17 protein-coding genes are annotated in these 17,347 nt (G+C 37.1%); 10 read left to right on the top strand and 7 right to left on the bottom strand.

From position 1 onward, the window contains the following. On the top strand, positions 1-1,755 hold a 1,755-nt coding region (locus tag GX437_09690), incomplete at its 5' end, for a T9SS type A sorting domain-containing protein (GenBank protein NLJ07928.1). A 35-nt stretch (positions 1,756-1,790) separates the two neighbouring features. On the opposite strand, the gene GX437_09685 is transcribed toward GX437_09690, so the two are convergent. Next, complete coding sequence (locus GX437_09685; GenBank protein NLJ07927.1) at positions 1,791-2,480, bottom strand: DNA alkylation repair protein; 690 nt, start codon at positions 2,478-2,480, stop codon at positions 1,791-1,793. Positions 2,481-2,729: 249 nt separating this feature from the next. Between GX437_09685 and GX437_09680 the strand changes: the two genes are divergently transcribed. The 8 genes from GX437_09680 to gyrB all read left to right on the top strand — a co-directional run bounded on the left by GX437_09680 (position 2,730) and on the right by gyrB (position 11,616). Continuing rightward, positions 2,730-3,743 carry a dihydroorotate dehydrogenase-like protein gene (locus GX437_09680; GenBank protein ID NLJ07926.1) on the top strand — a complete coding sequence of 338 codons (1,014 nt, stop codon included), beginning with the start codon at positions 2,730-2,732 and terminating at the stop codon, positions 3,741-3,743. 108 nt (positions 3,744-3,851) lie between these two features. Further along, positions 3,852-6,092 (top strand): T9SS type A sorting domain-containing protein, encoded by a 2,241-nt coding sequence (locus tag GX437_09675; GenBank protein ID NLJ07925.1) that lies wholly within the window; start codon positions 3,852-3,854, stop codon positions 6,090-6,092. 92 nt (positions 6,093-6,184) lie between these two features. Then, positions 6,185-7,138 (top strand): transcription antitermination factor NusB, encoded by a 954-nt coding sequence (gene nusB, locus GX437_09670; protein NLJ07924.1) that lies wholly within the window; start codon positions 6,185-6,187, stop codon positions 7,136-7,138. A gap of 41 nt (positions 7,139-7,179) precedes the next feature. After that, positions 7,180-7,635, top strand: a complete 456-nt coding sequence (locus tag GX437_09665; protein NLJ07923.1) for a DUF1573 domain-containing protein — start codon at positions 7,180-7,182, stop codon at positions 7,633-7,635. Positions 7,636-7,670: 35 nt separating this feature from the next. Further along, a complete protein-coding gene (gene yajC / locus GX437_09660; protein NLJ07922.1) occupies positions 7,671-7,985 on the top strand; it encodes a preprotein translocase subunit YajC in 315 nt (104 codons plus the stop codon). A gap of 6 nt (positions 7,986-7,991) precedes the next feature. Next, the gene (locus GX437_09655) at positions 7,992-8,960 is read left to right on the top strand and encodes a hypothetical protein (GenBank protein NLJ07921.1); all 969 of its coding nucleotides are present in this window, start codon (positions 7,992-7,994) and stop codon (positions 8,958-8,960) included. Continuing rightward, positions 8,957-9,550: a dephospho-CoA kinase gene (locus tag GX437_09650; protein NLJ07920.1), complete on the top strand. Its 594-nt coding sequence runs from the start codon at positions 8,957-8,959 to the stop codon at positions 9,548-9,550. Before GX437_09655 ends, GX437_09650 begins: the two co-directional genes overlap by 4 nt. Positions 9,551-9,660: 110 nt before the next feature. After that, entirely contained in the window at positions 9,661-11,616 is a 1,956-nt protein-coding gene (gene gyrB, locus GX437_09645; GenBank protein ID NLJ07919.1) for a DNA topoisomerase (ATP-hydrolyzing) subunit B, read from the top strand. Here gyrB and GX437_09640 read toward each other — a convergent pair. The 4 genes from GX437_09640 to ribD are packed head-to-tail and all read right to left on the bottom strand — an operon-like array spanning position 11,613 to position 15,412. Beyond that, positions 11,613-12,101: a gliding motility lipoprotein GldH gene (locus GX437_09640; GenBank protein ID NLJ07918.1), complete on the bottom strand. Its 489-nt coding sequence runs from the start codon at positions 12,099-12,101 to the stop codon at positions 11,613-11,615. The two genes, gyrB and GX437_09640, sit on opposite strands and share 4 nt — an antisense overlap. After that, positions 12,088-13,140, bottom strand: a complete 1,053-nt coding sequence (locus GX437_09635; GenBank protein ID NLJ07917.1) for a hypothetical protein — start codon at positions 13,138-13,140, stop codon at positions 12,088-12,090. Before GX437_09635 ends, GX437_09640 begins: the two co-directional genes overlap by 14 nt. Beyond that, positions 13,137-14,282: a hypothetical protein gene (locus GX437_09630; protein NLJ07916.1), complete on the bottom strand. Its 1,146-nt coding sequence runs from the start codon at positions 14,280-14,282 to the stop codon at positions 13,137-13,139. The genes GX437_09635 and GX437_09630 overlap by 4 nt, the downstream gene beginning before the upstream one ends. A gap of 11 nt (positions 14,283-14,293) precedes the next feature. Then, on the bottom strand, positions 14,294-15,412 hold the full coding sequence (ribD, locus tag GX437_09625) for a bifunctional diaminohydroxyphosphoribosylaminopyrimidine deaminase/5-amino-6-(5-phosphoribosylamino)uracil reductase RibD (protein NLJ07915.1): 1,119 nt from the start codon (positions 15,410-15,412) through the stop codon (positions 14,294-14,296). On the opposite strand from ribD, the gene prmC reads away from it, so the two are divergent. Beyond that, entirely contained in the window at positions 15,392-16,240 is an 849-nt protein-coding gene (prmC, locus tag GX437_09620) for a peptide chain release factor N(5)-glutamine methyltransferase (protein ID NLJ07914.1), read from the top strand. The genes ribD and prmC overlap by 21 nt on opposite strands. Position 16,241: 1 nt before the next feature. On the opposite strand, the gene gpmA is transcribed toward prmC, so the two are convergent. Beyond that, positions 16,242-16,988, bottom strand: a complete 747-nt coding sequence (gpmA, locus tag GX437_09615) for a 2,3-diphosphoglycerate-dependent phosphoglycerate mutase (protein NLJ07913.1) — start codon at positions 16,986-16,988, stop codon at positions 16,242-16,244. A 25-nt stretch (positions 16,989-17,013) separates the two neighbouring features. Next, the gene (locus GX437_09610; GenBank protein ID NLJ07912.1) at positions 17,014-17,235 is read right to left on the bottom strand and encodes a DUF2795 domain-containing protein; all 222 of its coding nucleotides are present in this window, start codon (positions 17,233-17,235) and stop codon (positions 17,014-17,016) included. Positions 17,236-17,347: the final 112 nt, after the last annotated feature.

Genomic DNA, 17,347 nt, shown 5'->3' with positions numbered 1-17,347 from the left:
TCGTCAAAGGCTCCCAAAATATTTTCCGTTGACCCTGATACAGCCATTCAGGGAACAAAAGTCAGCGTAACAATTCTTGGAATAAATACTCATTTTGACTCAGGGCTTAATTTAAATGTCTCCCTGTTCATGTCTCCAAATACAACCATTAATCCTGATGCAATAACGAGGATAAATGATACGGCCATGATAGCTGACTTTACCATTTCCACCGCTGTGCAAACCGGTTTGTATGATGTGAGAGTTAGTAACTCGATTGACGGTCAGCTCACTCTTCCACAGTCATTTACGATTATTGTTAATCCTAACCCGCCACGAATTCTCCATGCCGATCCTGATACATTGGTTCAGGGACAAAAGTATCTGGTGAAAATATTTGCCACAAAAACCAATTTTACAAAAGGAAATAAGCCAACTGTCCGCCTGAACTTTAACGCCCAGAATATTAATGCCGACTCTGTTCAGGTTAAAAATGACACCCTTCTCTATGCTTACTTTACCATTGCACCAACTGCCACAACAGGTCAGTACAATCTAATCGTTGGAGGCGGAGCAGACGGAAATCTGACTTTACCGCAAGCCATTACCATTATCATTTCCCCTACTTCACCTCAGATTTCAAAAATCAATCCTACAAAAGCCTATCAGGGGCAAAAAGTCGCCATTTATGTGTATGGTAAAAATGTAACCTTTACACAGGGTAGCAATCAAATGGTCAGGCTGACCCGTGGAGGCGGTCAGTTTATCAACCCTGATTCTACCAAAATAATTCATGATTCACTTGCAATAGGGTATTTTTCCATTCCCACCAATGCTCAGGCAGGATTATATGGCGTTTTACTTTCCGGAACCATCCACGGAAATCTTACACTGCCTCAGTCATTTGAAATATTGCTTCCGCCAACAGCTCCGCAAATTCGTTATATCACTCCCTCACGCGGTACTCCCGGAGCTACCATGTCTATCACAGTTTATACTTCCAACACCACGCTGACCAAAGCCACCAATCTGACATTGAACATCTTCAGACAAGGAGGAACAAACTTTAATGCAACTGGCATCACCGTTATTAATGACACTTCATTCAATGCTTCTGTAACCATACCCAACAATGCAGCTTTAGGTATGTACAATGCACGCCTGCAAAATACACCTGAAGGTACTCTCCTCGCCACCAATGCTTTTGAAGTTATTCCTGTTCCCGTTATACCTCTTATCAAATCCGTGGATCCCGATAGTGCCTATTACGGACAAAACAACCTGACAATGAAAATAAATTGTTCAGGAACAAAATTTACCCGTGCAAAACTTTTGAAAATTGAAATAATAAGTCCGTCCACTAATCTTCTTGCTATTGACTCACAGCTTGTTGTAAATGATACTGTTGTCAATATTTACTTTTCAGTTCCGAAAAATGCTGAACTGGGCTATTATGATATCGTCATTACCACCGACATTGAGGGTATGTTCATGCTGACAAAAGGATTTAGGGTTCTTCACAATGTTTCTGTTCCTGAAAATGAAATACTTATTGCCGTTTATCCCAATCCGGTTCATGACAATTTTTATCTAAGCTCCGGAGAAAATATTACAGGTGTCAAAGTTTTTGATATGACAGGAAAACTGATTACTTCAACAGAAAATATCTGCCGTCAACAACTTTCTATCAATTTATCGGATCAACCCGAAGGGTATTATCTGATTCAGGTAGAAACAGCATCATATTTTAAAACTATTCGTGTGCTAAAGTATTGATATTCCACTCATTACATCTGAAGGATGGGTTATTCTTAATCCATCCTTTTTTTGTTTATCACTTTCAAGGCTTCTTTTCTGCTAAGAGGCGACAGTTTTTCTTTGTTTTTTTCAACAAAATCAGATACAAAGTCAGGATTGGTTTTTGAATATTGCCTTAACGACCAGCCAATTGCTTTCCTGATAAAAAACTCTTTTGACGAGGACAGTTCCAAGATGGCCCGGCTAAGTAGTGCGGTATCTGTTTTCTCATTATATTTCAACTGAAATAGCAATACTGTCCGCTGAAGCCATATGTTTCCCGACTGCATCCACTTTTTGCAGTATTCTTCTTTCATTTCCTGATATTTCAGAAAAAAGGGTCCGACCAGATTGGAAGCAATGAAATCAACAGTGTCCCACCATGAACGATTTACAATCATAAATTCATACAGTTCGAGCCTTTCAGTGTTGGCAAAGCGGTTAAGTTTCCGTAACATCTCCATTGCAAAGTATTGATATTCACGTTGCGGCTGTTCCCATAAGTCCCTGATAATAAGCAAAAGTTCCTTATCATCTGGGACACCGTGAATTATCATATAATCTTTATAAAATTCTTCCCGTAAATCTGAAGGAACGCCAAAAAACTGAACTTTATTCTTCATGTATTTTTCCATTTGTATGGCTTTTTCCTTATCGGCCAATCCTTCCAGAAAATTCTTCAATGAGTCTGAATATCTATTCATTGCTGTAATTTTAAAAAGAATTCAAAGGTAAATAATCTTATTCACCTGAATTAAAATACTTTACAGACGGCTGATAATCAATGAAAAATCACAAAACCGGTTTTCTTGACAGAATATTTTAACATGTAGAATTTAACTTTAATTTATTCATCAGGAAAGGTTCAGCATTTTGGAGTGTTTATTTTTTTCCTATCTTTGTAAGGATATATTTTATACCTCTATTGTTTAAAAATAAAATTTTCTCTGAATATGGCCAACCTGAATGTTAAATATCTGGGATTAAACTTAAAAAATCCTATTATCATTGGAGCAAGCAATCTGGTTACTGATCTCAAAATACTGAAAGAACTTGAAAATGCAGGAGCTTCAGCAATTGTTTACAAATCACTGTTTGAAGAGCAGGTTCAACTGGAAGAGCTTGAATTTGACCTTCAGTTAAAAGAATATAGTGACCGGCATGCAGAAATGATCAGTTTATTTCCTGAAATTGCCCATGCCGGCCCGCAGGAACACCTGCTGATGTTTAAAAAGGCAAAAGATAGTCTGAATATTCCATTAATTGCCAGTCTGAACTGTACATTTACTGACACATGGATCGAATACGCTCAAAAACTTGAAGAAGCCGGAGCAGCTGCACTTGAGCTTAATTTTTTTTGGGTACCTTCCGATTTCAATAAAGAGCCTGCTGAAATTGAAAATGAACAACTGTCTGTCCTCAAAGAAATACTGAAAACAGTCAAAATACCCGTTAGTGTTAAATTAAGCCCATTTTACTCCAATCCGCTCAACTTAATTAAAAAAATGGATCAGGAGGGCGTAAAAGGCTTTGTTCTGTTCAATAAACTTTTTCAGCCGGACATCAATATCCAGACCCGTGAAATGATTTTCCCATATAACCTCAGTGACCCTGATGAAAACAGGCTGACCATCCGCTTTGCCGGACTTTTACATGGAAATATAAATGCTTCAATCTGCTGTAATACAGGAATTTATACAGGTGAAGACGTGATAAAAACCATGCTTGCAGGAGCTGACTGTGTTCAGGTGGTCAGCACTATTTATAAACACAAACCGGCTTATGTAGCAAAAATGCTTGAAGACATTGAAAAATGGATGGACGATAAAAAATACAATTCCCCTGATGAATTCCGTGGCTCCATGTCAAAAAAGTATATTAAAGATCCTTATGCCTACAAACGTGCTCAATACGTTGATATTCTGATGAAGGCAAACAGAATTTTTGACAAATATCCGCTCCGCTGATAAATTGTCGCAGGTATATTATTTTTATTCTTAAGCATTATAATAATGCTTTCTGATTTATTATTTTTGTGGATGATTTCTAATGGTTAAATCCTTAAATAAAAAGGCATGAAAAATATTTACCTTTTCATTATTCTCATATTCTTTGCTATTTCTTCACGAGCTCAACAAGTACTCCTCTATGCCGGGCATCCGGATACATCAGGACAAAATGCTACAAGTGTTCCACTTTTAGATGCTTATTTTTACAATCCATGTGGGCTTGCTTTCGATAGTTGGGGAAACCTTTGGGTGTCGGAGTGGTCGAACCATACCATCAGAATGATTACGCCTAACGGACAGGTTTATACCAAAGCAGGAGGGTTTGAACAGGATTGTTTCAAGAATGCTGCAGCTACAGCATCAAGATTTAGTAATCCGGCCGGAATATGCGTGGGAAAAGGAGATACTATCTATGTGGCAGATCAGGGGAACCATGTCATCCGTAAAATTGATCCCTACCAGGGACAAGTCGGCCAGGCTCATTGGTGTGACGTAAAAGCCGGAAAATTTTCTGCCCCGGGTCCTGGCAATCCTAACTGCCTGACACGATATCCGGGATATAAGGACGGGAAATGGCTTGAAGCTCAGTTTGACGAACCCGCTGATGTTTGCAGCGACAAATTTGGGAATCTGTATGTTGCCGATAAAAATAACCATGTCATCCGTAAAATTGATACACTTGGATATGTAACAACCATTGCCGGAACTCCCGGTGTTTCAGGAGATGAAGATGGCAATGCCCTGAGCGCAAAATTCTGGTATCCGGTTGGGGTAAGTATTGATGATAATGGCGACATTTATGTGGCTGAATGGGGCAATTCAAAATTAAGAAAAATAAGTGGCGGAAAGGTTTCGACTGTGCTGTCATTCCCTCCGCTTTGGAATCCGAGTGATGTAATTCAGGATAGCAGAAAAATATTCTACATCAGCGATCTGGCAAGAATCATCCGTTATGACAAAACCAACTGGTCAATATTTGCTGGATCACCCTATCACAATGGCCCCACAGGTTATGTCAACGACACGGGAACAGCTGCTCGTTTTAACTCTATCAGGCAGATGGTGGTTGACCCTAAAGATTATCATTTTGTCTATGCCGCTGATTTTAACAACCATGTCATCCGTAAAATAGTGATTTGCGATCCCTATAAAGTAAATCTTACACTCTCGGGGGGAACCACATTCTGTAAGGGAGATCAGCTTACACTGACTGCTCCTGATGGTTATAAAAAATATATGTGGTCAACCGGAGAAACCACCAAAAGTATTACCGTTGACAAATCCGCTACCGTTTATCTCAAGGTTGAAAATAATGATCTTTGTATTGGTTACTCCGATACGTTTAAAATCAACGTTTATACATTAAAACCCTCTTTAATACCCACAAAAAAGTCTTTCTGTGCAGGAGACAGTGCTATTTTGGTCGGACAATCCGGATTTGATAATTATATCTGGTATAAAAACGGCTCCAAATTTATAGAAGGCCCCAACAAGCAATCACTTACCATTTATGATTCAGGAACTTATAAACTGGAGGTTATTTCAGGCCCCTGCAAAGGAACCAGTGATGAAATAAAAATTACGCTGGGCTCACTTTCCCCGACTTTAAACATTTCAGGAAATAAAACTTTGTGTCAGGGAGACAGTCTGGTGGTCTATCCTCTTGAAAACTTTCCTCAATATCAATGGAAAAAGGGAACAACTGTAATATCCTCACAAAAACAAATAGTAATTAAAGAAGAAGGCACGTATTCGCTGTTTGTTTCAAACGGTGCGGGGTGCAGTGGTTCATCCGATTTGCTTGTGGTTACTGTTTATCCCAAACCACCTGTTCCTGTCATTACAAAACAAACTGATTCTCTTTTTGTTTCAAATGTGATGACGGGCAATCAATGGTATCGTAATGATACCCTCATTCCTAATGCTGTTGGCCAGGCCTATTTTGTGACTAAAAAAGGCTGGTATCATGTTGTAGTTACCAACCAGTATGGTTGTTCTTCCAAATCAAACCGTTTACCATTTGGCGGAATTGAATCGATGAATGAAAACAATAAGTTACCAGATATTTCAATTTTCCCCAATCCCACTTCAAACACCTTTACAGTTTCATTAAACGCTGATTATCCTGAAATAATTCAAATCAGAATTATCAATATCTATGGCTCCGTAATTTTAAGAGAGCAACATGATTTAATCCGGGGAAACAACAACTTTACTTACAATACCGGCAATCTGGCAAAAGGAATTTATATTGTGTCTGTTTCAGGAGAAAAGGGTATTAAAAATATTCCACTAATAATCAGGTAATTACATTTATTTATTGGCGGAGACATATTAATCCCTACCTTTGCAGTGAATTTTCAGTGAAAAGTTCAACTGTAAAAACGATATTTTAATTTATGCTCAACCGACACCATGTCAGGATTAAAGTGATGCAGGCACTCTACTCCTATTATATTAATGATGAAAAGAACAATATTTCTCATTACGAAAAAGAATTACTCGACAACATTGAACGACTTTACAGGGTTTACCTCTACCTTCTTTTGCTCCTGCGAGAAATCACTTCCTTTGCTGAAAAATACGATGACGAAATTCAGTCGAATATTCCAGGTGTCAGGCAATTAAATCCCAATTCACGCTTTTATAAAAATTCCCTGATTACAGCATTGAACAACCATTCTGCACTTGATGAAGCCTGCCGGAAAAATGCTGTTTTCTTTAGTCCCGATCATATCGAAATTCTCAGAAAGGTTTTCGTTGACCTTAAAAACAATGAAATCTACCGGGAATATGTTCATAACGATAAAGACGATATACAAACCGATCTGGAACTGTTTTCTTTTTTCCTGAAATACTACACCATCAATTTCAATCTGCTTGATTCTCACATTGAAGACATCTTTATCAACTGGCCTGATGATGCAAAAATGGCCGTCAACATGGCTGTCAAATCATTAAAAATACTTGCGAAGGAACTGACAAATCCTGACATAATCATTTCACTGTCCAATGATGAAAATGAAAATATTGACTTCGGTAAAAGATTACTGCATGTTTGTATTCAGAATCAACCGGAATTTGACAAACTCATCCAAAGCAAGGTACAGAAATGGGAACCCTCCCGCCTGCCACTCCTCGACTTAATCATTCTTTATATCGGCCTTTCAGAAATTCTATATTTTGAAACCATTCCCGTCAAAGTAACCATTAATGAATGCATTGAATTGGCAAAAAATTACAGCACTTATGGGAGCAAGAATTTTATCAACGGAGTACTCGACAATCTGGTCAAAGATTTAAACAGTCAGGGAAAAATAAATAAAAAAGGGATTGGCCTTATTGACAAATGAATGCGATTTCATGTATCTTTGCCCCCAAAAATAGCACTTAGATGAAAACTGTTTCACAAATAATACTGATTTTTTCAATAGCTGTTTTCATATCATGCTCCCAAACGAACAAGAAGGATAAAATTACCCCTGACCTGATTAAAAATCCCAATTCAGCATCATCAGGAGCAAAAAAGGAAAAATTACCTGAGCTGACATTTAAAACAACCATACACGATTTCGGAAACATCATTGAAGGCTCAAAAGTGTCATTTTCATTTAAATTTACCAACACAGGCAAAGCCGACCTTGTTATCTCAAACTGTATCCCATCCTGTGGCTGCACAGTACCTGATTTTCCCAAAAAACCCATTAAACCCGGGGAATCAGGCTATATTGACGTTACTTTTGACAGCAAAGGCAGAAGCGGTACATTCAACAAAGATGTTACTGTTTATGCCAACACAATTCCCAATTCAACCGTAATCTATATTAAAGGAAACATAACTAACAGATAAACATTATGATGAATTTATTGAATTTTATTTTACTGATGGCCCCTCAGACAACACCCGGGCAGAAATCAAACCCTCTGACTTCTTTGTTACCATTTATTTTAATCCTGGTTATTATTTATTTTTTCATGATCAGGCCTCAAAGTAAAAAAGCCAAAGAACAAAGAGCCTTCAAAGAACAAATTAAAAAAGGCGATAAAATTGTTACCATTGGTGGTATTCATGGAAAAATCGTTGAAGTGCAGGATAAAGACTTCGTGATTGAAATAGCCCCCAATGTCAGAATTACCATTCAAAAAGATGCAGTTTCAATGGAAGCATCAAGGGTATTAAACCAAAATGATAAAAACTAATATTTATTGGTAATCAATCCTGACCACATTATTAAAAAACAAAATGATTCAGGCGATCGACCCGGATGGATTGTTTTATTAGTTTGTGTTGTCATTGCTTTTTTTATCTGGATAATCCAGTCTCTGGATGAAAACTACAAGGTTACTGTTCAGATTAAACTGAATTATATCAATTATCCTGAAGATAAGGTTTTAAGTAAACCACTTCCAAACGAAATTGTCTTGCAAATCAAGGCAAAAGGCTGGGATTTAATTAAGCTGCAAAACTGGAGAAAAGACCATTCCTTAACTATCAACCTTAAAAACCATCAGAAAAACATTGTATTATCCGAATATAACTTACGCTATTTTTTACCTGAAGGAGTTGAAAAAATTTCAATTATTAGTGTCAGCCCTACTGTCATTTACCTTGATTATGATAATTTCTTCAGTAAAAAGGTTTCAGTTGTTCCTGATATTAAAATCAATTACCGGAAACATTATTATCCTGTTGATAGTCTTCATGTCAATCCAAGATTTGTTGAAATTAAAGGCCCTGAAAAAGAAGTCAGGGAAATTACTTCCATATCAACTCATTTTAAGCAATATACAGACGTTTATCAGGATATCAGTGATTCCATCCTGCTGAAAAAGCCTGAAAATCCGCTCATTAAACTTAACACTGAAAAAGTTGTCGTTTCTCAGAAAATTGAACAGCTGACTGAAGGAACATTCCGGCTTGACATTAATATGCCTCCTTCCGCTCTAAAAAAATATCTCATCATTCCTGATAAAATTTCAGTTACTTTTCAGGCTACCCTTAGCAGCTTCAATCAGGTTAATCCTTCTCATTTTCATGCTTTTACAAATCCTGAAAACAAAAAACTCATTCAGGGCAACAAGGTTAAAGTAATTGTAGATTATGATAAAACCCTGATTAAAAACATCAGGTTTTCTCCTGAATATGTCAACTTTGTCGTTAAAAAAGTGCAATGAAGAAAATTGGCATTACCGGAGGAATAGGCTCAGGTAAAACAAAGGTTTGTGAATTTTTTGAAGAACTTGGAATTCCTGTATATTATTCTGATATTCAGGCAAAATCATTAATGAATACAAACTCAAAGCTGATTAATAAAATCATCAGTACTTTCGGAGAAAAATCCTATATCAATAATGTGCTCAACAAGGAATACCTTTCTGAAGAAGTTTTTAACAATCCCGAAAAGTTAAAAACACTCAACAGCATCGTTCATCCGTTTGTAATTGAAGATTTTCAACATTGGTGTCTGTCAAAGAACAATTATCCTTATGTCATTATTGAATCCGCCTTGCTTGTCGAAACCGGCCTTTATAAAACGCTTGATTTGTTAATTTGTGTTGTTGCCAATGAAGAAGAAAAAATAAAACGCATCGCAGAAAGAGACAAACTGAGCCGCGAAAAAATCTTAAAACGAATGGAAAATCAGATGAATGATGAGGAAAAATCACAATATGCTGATTTTGTGATAGTTTCAGGCGATTTGGCACACGTAAAAACACAAGTGCAAAATATTCATGACGAAATATGTAAAAGACTGATAATCTAATACTTACAAATAATTTTTCGGCTTGAATTTTGTTGATAAAATGCCTGAAAAAAAAATACGGATTTTTGCAAAAAAACCTAATTTTACAACGAATTTTTAAGTTAAATTAAATGGCAGTTGCAGAGGAATTTGTAAACAACTATACGGCAGAAAATATTCAGGTTCTTGAAGGTCTTGAAGCGGTCAGAAAAAGACCTGCTATGTATATTGGAGATATTAGTCAGAGAGGCCTTCATCATCTGGTATATGAGGTGGTTGACAACTCAATTGATGAAGCTTTAGCTGGATTTTGTACCGAAATAAACGTTGTTATTCATCCTGATAACTCTATCAGTGTTGAAGATAACGGACGTGGTATCCCCGTTGAAATACATCCCAAAGAACAGCGCTCAGCACTCGAAGTAGTCATGACTGTTTTACATGCAGGCGGGAAGTTCGATAAAGATTCCTATAAGGTTTCAGGTGGTTTGCATGGTGTTGGTGTTTCCTGCGTCAATGCACTTTCTGAAAAACTGAAAGTAGAGGTTTACAGAAAGGGAAAAATTTACGTTCAGGAATATGAAAAAGGAAAACCGCTTTACCCGGTAAAGGAAAATGGAACTACCGAAAAATCAGGAACTTATGTGTGGTTTAAACCCGACTCTTCTATATTCCAAACCACTGAATATAAATACGATACATTAAAAACAAGACTAAAAGAGCTTGCATTTCTCAACAAAGGGGTGCGTCTTACATTGAAAGACGAAAGAGAAAGTGAGAATGGCAATGGAAAACAATTTGAGGAATTTTTTTCACTTGGTGGATTGAGTGAATTTGTTACCTTTATCGATATTAACCGTGAATCACTCATTCCTGAACCTATCAGCTTCAGTGGAATTAAAAATGACATTCCGATTGACGTTGCTTTTCAGTACAATACTTCCTATAATGAGAATCTTCATTCCTATGTAAACAACATCAACACCATAGAAGGCGGAACACACGTTTCTGGCTTCCGAAAAGCACTGACAAGGGTCTTTAAAAATTATGCTGAAAAAGAAGGTTTGCTGAAAAATGTAAAATTTGAGATCAGTGGGGATGACTTCAGAGAAGGCCTAACAGCTGTTATTTCAATTAAAATTCAGGAGCCACAGTTTGAAGGACAGACAAAAACTAAATTGGGGAATTCAGATGCCCTTGGAGCTGTCGATAGCTTTATTTCAGATGCCCTGATGACTTACCTGGATGAACACCCCAAAGAAGCCAAAGCCATTGTCAACAAAGTGGTTTTGTCGGCTCAGGCAAGACATGCAGCCAGAAAAGCACGCGAAATGGTTCAGCGAAAAAACGGATTCAACTCAGCCGGACTTCCTGGTAAACTTGCCGATTGCTCTTCAAACGACCCTGACGAATGTGAAATCTTTCTCGTTGAAGGTGATTCAGCTGGCGGAACAGCCAAACAGGGAAGAGACAGACGATTTCAGGCCATTCTTCCTCTCAGAGGCAAAATCCTTAATGTCGAAAAGGCTCTTGAACATAAAATTTACGATAACGAAGAAATTAAAAACCTCTTCACCGCTTTGGGCGTATCCATCGGTACTGCCGAAGATGGCCATGCTTTGAACATTGACAGGCTTCGTTATAAGAAAATTATCATTATGACCGATGCCGATGTGGATGGCAGCCATATTACCACCTTGATTCTCACTCTCCTTTACCGTTATATGAAAGAGCTTATCGAATATGGTTATGTTTACATTGCCACTCCTCCGCTTTACCTGATTCGTAAGGGTAAAGATGAAGTTTATTGCTGGTCAGACGATGAAAGGGATAAAATCCTGAGTGAACTGAATTCCGGTGGAAAAGATGGCTCTGTTTACGTGCAACGTTATAAGGGTCTTGGCGAAATGAATGCAGAACAATTATGGAATACAACCATGAATCCGGAAAAGAGGGTTTTACGTTTGGTTAGCATTGAAAATGCTGCTGAAGCCGATAGGATTTTTTCTATTTTAATGGGCGATGACGTAGCACCCAGAAGAGAATTTATTGAGACAAATGCACGCTACGCCAATATTGACGCTTAATCTTTATTCTTTTTCTCTCTCACTGTCAATCCAATATCCATGATTCCGGGTACATTGTCAACCCTCATTTCATGGTTTACGATAAAAGAATAGGTGCCGGTTTTTTCTGCCGAAAAATCTTCAACTATAATAAATTGATTATCAATAATATCTCCAAGACCTTTTCCCAACCATCTGCCACTTTCGTCAGCAAGAGTGAATTCATATTTTCTGGTAAAGATATTTTTAGCATCGGGATCAACACCAGATACATTAATCCAGATATTGCTGTATGGATATTGGCTTGCATTACGAATGTGCAGTAAAACCTCGTATTTTTTGTCAGTCTCTTTTATATTAACCTTGAATTCAATCTTTTTGTTAAAATTCCAGACGAAGTTATCAATTTTAATATAGCGGGTATAAATAATCCCCCTGCCACAACCCATCAGCAGCAACACCCAAAGTCCGATTAAAATCCATATTTTGTTTCTAAAAATACTCATCTTTCAGGTCAAATTCTGAATCATTATTCTTTTTACTTGTTTCAGCCTTGTATTCTGCAAGATCGGGGTAAATATTTTTTTTGTTCATCTCCATGATTTGTTTTACCTGATTAATATGAACCGGAACGACTTCCACTTCCCGGCTGTCTTCATAAGTGAAATACATGATTTCCCTGAGAATATCCAGCTTGAATACAACAGCATTTCCATTTTTGGTCTTTAAGACAGTGTTTTCTGACGGAAATTTCTCATAAATTTCATAATAGGCATCCAGTTCATAATTCAGGCAACATTTTAAACGCCCACACTGACCAGATAATTTGGAGGGATTCAGATAAAGATTTTGTTGTTTTGCAGCAATAGTCGGTACCGAATTAAATTCTGTCAGCCATGACGAACAGCATAATTCACGACCGCAATCTCCGATACCACCTACCCGTCCTGATTCCTGTCTTATACCAATCTGCCTCATTTCAATTTTTGTCTTAAACTCCCTCGCATATACCTTAATCAATTCTCTGAAATCAACCCTCCCTTCAGCTGTATAGTAAAAAGTAGTCTTTTTCCCATCCGACTGAATTTCAATATCATCCAATTTCATTTGTAGTTTCAGGTCAGCGGCAATCTTTCTTGCTTTCAACAAAACTTCATATTCCTTATTGATATTTTCCTGCCATATCTGCTTGTCCTTTTCTCCTGCATGCCTGAGAATTTTAGGAAATTCATAATGCTCAATATCAATGTTTTTCTTTTTAATCTGACGATATACAAGGGGGCTGGCCAGACTTACGATCCCGACATCATTACCAGTTGGAAATTCAACCACCAGTATATCTCCGGTGTGAATTCTGTATTTGTTGATATTCTTGCAGATTAGTTTCTTAGTGCTTTTGAATCTTACTTCAACAAACTCTGGTATATATTGATTATTAGTGAATTTTAATTCTTCCTGCCAGTCAAATGTCGATAATTTATTGCAGCAGTATTTACACTCTTCCCTGCTGACCATCCATCTTTGTAGTGTCTTGTTGCTTGTCATTCTTCTTTCCTTTCGCTCTTTTGTCCTTCTCCGAATAATTTATAAAATTGCAAAGATAAATGAAAGAACACAAATTTTATGTTGGCATTACGCTCGATGTGATACATTGCCTGGTTAATATCTTCCACCATTTGGTAAACATTTTTCCCTTTTATCAACGAACCAAACTTTTGTAAAAATTCAGATTCCTTGTGTGAAAAATGACTTAATTTTTTATCATCATATTGATGAACTATTGATTCTCTGATAATTCTCAATGCATAATTCAGAAATTCCTTTGCCTGCTCTCGGCTCATTTCTGAAAAATTTCCTATCGTTTTATAAAGCTCAACTCGTTTCATAAAATATGATTCCAAAAACCAATTTCTTAGTTTCTCCATCATATTATCATTGTCAGCAATATTACCGAGTTGTTTTAAAGCTTCGTTCATATCACCATTTGCCCTTAGCGCTATTTCTTTTATAAATGTCTCATCCTCACTCCGTTTTCTTAACTCTGCTTCGATGTCTTCCGGATTAAAGGGTGGCAATGAATAAACTCTTGTCCTTGATAAAATGGTACTCAATATTTTATCTGTTGAGGGGGCAATAAAAATAAAATAAGTCTTTGGTGATGGTTCTTCTATAATTTTTAAAAGAGAATTGGCATTATTCCCAAGATTTTGTGCCTGCCAGATGATTTGTATTTTGGCTCCGCTTTCATAGGTGGTTAAACTGAGATTTTTAATAATCTGATGACAATCAGCGATATAAATATTCCCTTGCTTGTTTCCTGAATTAATAAATGTCAGCCAGTCTAAATCAGTCATATAGGGATTTGTTTCAATTGCCGAACGCCACTGCGGAATAAATTTTTCACTCAGGAATTGCTTTCCGCCTGAATCGGAATATGTCGAAAACGTAAAATGAATATCAGGATGAATCATTTTATCCGATTTTCTGCACGATGGACATTCGCCACAGGAATCTCTTTCTCCTTTATTTTCACAATTGATATAGCTGGCAAGTGCAAGTGCAAGCGGTAAAGCACCATAACCTTCATTCCCCACCAGCATAATTGAATGGCTAAGCTTATTGTTCTTTACACTTGTAATAAGCTCTTCTTTTATTTTCTGTTGCCCCGGTATATCTGCAAATCTCATAATTCTCAATTTTAAGCCTTATCTGGTTTTTTTAATCCTTGTCCGCTATTAAAATAAATATTCAACTGATTGTCAATTATTTCAATTGTCTCAAATGGCTCAACTCTGATTTCAGGAGCTTTAATACCAGACCTGAACAGTTTTTCGGCAGTAAAAATTCTGGCTTCGTCCCATAAATTTCTATCCAGAAAGGCCGACAGTATTTTCGCTCCGCCTTCAACTATCAGAGATTGAATGTTTATCGTGAATAAATGATTGATTATCTGTGCTATAAAATCTTTCGTGCGGTCTAATTTTACCCACTCTGTCTGATTGTCTTTATCTTCTTTTACAAAATTGTATACGATGGTTCTGCTGCTGTTATCAAATATATGCTTTGTAACAGGAATTGATAAATCCCTGTCAAAAAAGATTCTGACAGGATTACCTGTTTTCGAAAATCTGTTGGTTAAATGAGGATCATCATATCTGACTGTATTGGCTCCGGTTAAAATGGCCATTTCTTCTCCTCTCCATTTATGAACCAATATTCGGGAATACTCATTGCTGATCCATTTCGAGTAATAATTTTCTTTTGCTAAAAATCCATCCTTTGTGGTTGCAAACTTCAGAATGATATATGGCCTGTTCTTTCGGTAAAAGGTATAAAAACGCTTGTTTAATTCAATAGCCTCAGTTTCTCTGACCCCTTCTCTGACAACAATTCCGTGCTCTTTCAGGATGTTAATTCCCCTGCCGTTGACCAGTGGATTCGGATCTTTACCTGCAACTACCACTTCAGGAATACCGGCTTCAATAATCTGATGAACACAAGGAGGCGTTTTTCCGAAATGAGAACAGGGTTCAAGGTTCACGTATAATGTTGATTTTCTTAATATCTCCTTGTCTTTAACCTTTCTGATGGCATCAACCTCGGCATGTATTCCGCCAAAATAATGATGATAGCCTTCTGCAATAATCCTTGCTTCTGACACAATAAGCGCCCCTACCATCGGATTCGGTAAAACAGCCGGAAATCCGCTTTTCGCAAGGTCTAAACATCTGCTCATTAACAACTCGTCAGTCAAGGCTAATTTATTTAAGAATTTTATTTTTGCAATCAAAATTGAATGACCAGCGAATTTAACCATATTGTCCAAACCCTGAAAGGTAATTATTCTCATCAGGAGGCTACCGCCATGGCAGAAATTCTGTTCACTGACCTGTTAGGATTTAAGAAAACAGATATTTTTATTCATCCCGGCCTTCAGCTCAATGCTGCCCAGCTGACTGCGCTATCAGATGCAACCCAAAGATTGCTTAATAATGAGCCTGTTCAATACATCACAGGCTTTTGTCATTTTTATGATTTAAAGTTTCTGGTTAATCCTGAAGTTTTAATCCCCCGCCCTGAAACAGAGGAACTTGTCGATCTGATTATCAGGGAAAACTCTCATAAAAAAAATACAGTACTCGATATTGGAACAGGTTCTGGTTGTATTGCCGTTTCTCTTAAAATCAATCTTCCTGATTCACAAGTTTTTGCTCTTGATTACAAACCTGAAATTCTTTCAGTTGCTAAGGAAAATGCACTAAGACAATCAGCTGAAATAACTTTTATTCAGGCCGATTTGTTTTCGTCTGACTTATCAGAACTCAAAGAATATCAATTTGATATAATTGTCAGCAATCCTCCTTATGTTTTAAATAAAGAAAAACAATTCATGTCGGAAAGGGTCCTGAACCATGAACCCGCTGAAGCATTGTTTGTTCCCGACAACGATCCGCTTGTTTTTTACAGGATTATTATTGAAAAAACTTTACAATTTTTAAAATCTCATGGAAAATATTACTTCGAAATAAATGAGAAAAACGGATACATGATGACAGAACTACTGTCCTCATTTGGTTTGAAAGAAATCAGGATTCATAAAGACATCAATAATAAAAACCGGATAGTTTTCTGCAGGAAGGATTGAATTATTTCTTTTGAGTCTGTGCCTTTACCTTAGCAATGGCTTTCTCAATTTCTTCAGGATCACCTAAATAATAGTGGCGCAATGGTTTTAAATCTTCTGAAAGCTCATAAACAAGTGGTATTCCGGTAGGAATATTTAATTCCATTATTTCTTCATCTGAAAGATTATCAAGCGTTTTTACAATAGCTCTAAGGCTATTTCCATGAGCGGCTATGATAAGCTGTTCGCCTTTCTGAATATCGGGTTTAATATCATTTTCCCACAAAGGTAAAAGCCTGTCGATGGTATCTTTCAGGCTTTCAGTAAGCGGGATTTCTTCTTTTTTCAATTGACTGTAGCGAACATCATTTCCCACATATCTTTCGTCACTTATTTCCATAGCGGGAGGACGAACATCAAAACCCCTCCTCCATTTATGAACCTGCTCTTCTCCATGAAGCTGAACCATTTCATTCTTGTTTAGCCCCTGAAGTGCCCCATAATGCCTTTCGTTCAGCCGCCATGAATTTACAACTGGAATCCACATCAGGTCAAGTTCGTCCAAAACAATCCAGAGTGTCCGTATGGCTCTTTTTAATACTGAAGTATATGCTTTTGAAAAATGATAGCCTTCTTTAAACAAAATTTTGCCAGCCTGATGTGCTTCATTGATTCCTTTTTCACTTAAATCAATATCCTTCCATCCTGTAAAACGGTTTTCCTGGTTCCAAAGGCTTTCTCCATGCCTGATTAACACTAACTTATGCATTACCTGCTATTTGAAATCTAATAATTTAATATTCGTCTTCATTGAAGAAAAATTCATCATGGGTCGGATAATCGGGCCAAATCTCCTCAATGCTTTCATACGGATCACCATCATCTTCAAGTTCCTGAAGATTTTCAATCAGTTCAAGTGGTGCACCAGTCCGGATAGCATAATCAATAAGCTCATCCTTTGTTGCAGGCCACGGTGCATCAATCAAATATCCAGCTAATTCCAGCGTCCAATACATAATCAGACAATTTTATTCTTTATGCAAAAGTATGAATTTATTTTACAAACCACTTAATAAAAATAATGCCAATTTTACCGATTTTTGCACTTTCAGTATTTATTGATTTCTT

This window comes from Sphingobacteriales bacterium, from assembly GCA_012517435.1.
Taxonomy (GTDB): Bacteria; Bacteroidota; Bacteroidia; order CAILMK01; family JAAYUY01; genus JAAYUY01.
Note: the sequence above shows the minus strand (reverse complement) of the source record. Positions and strands in the feature narration are given on the sequence as shown.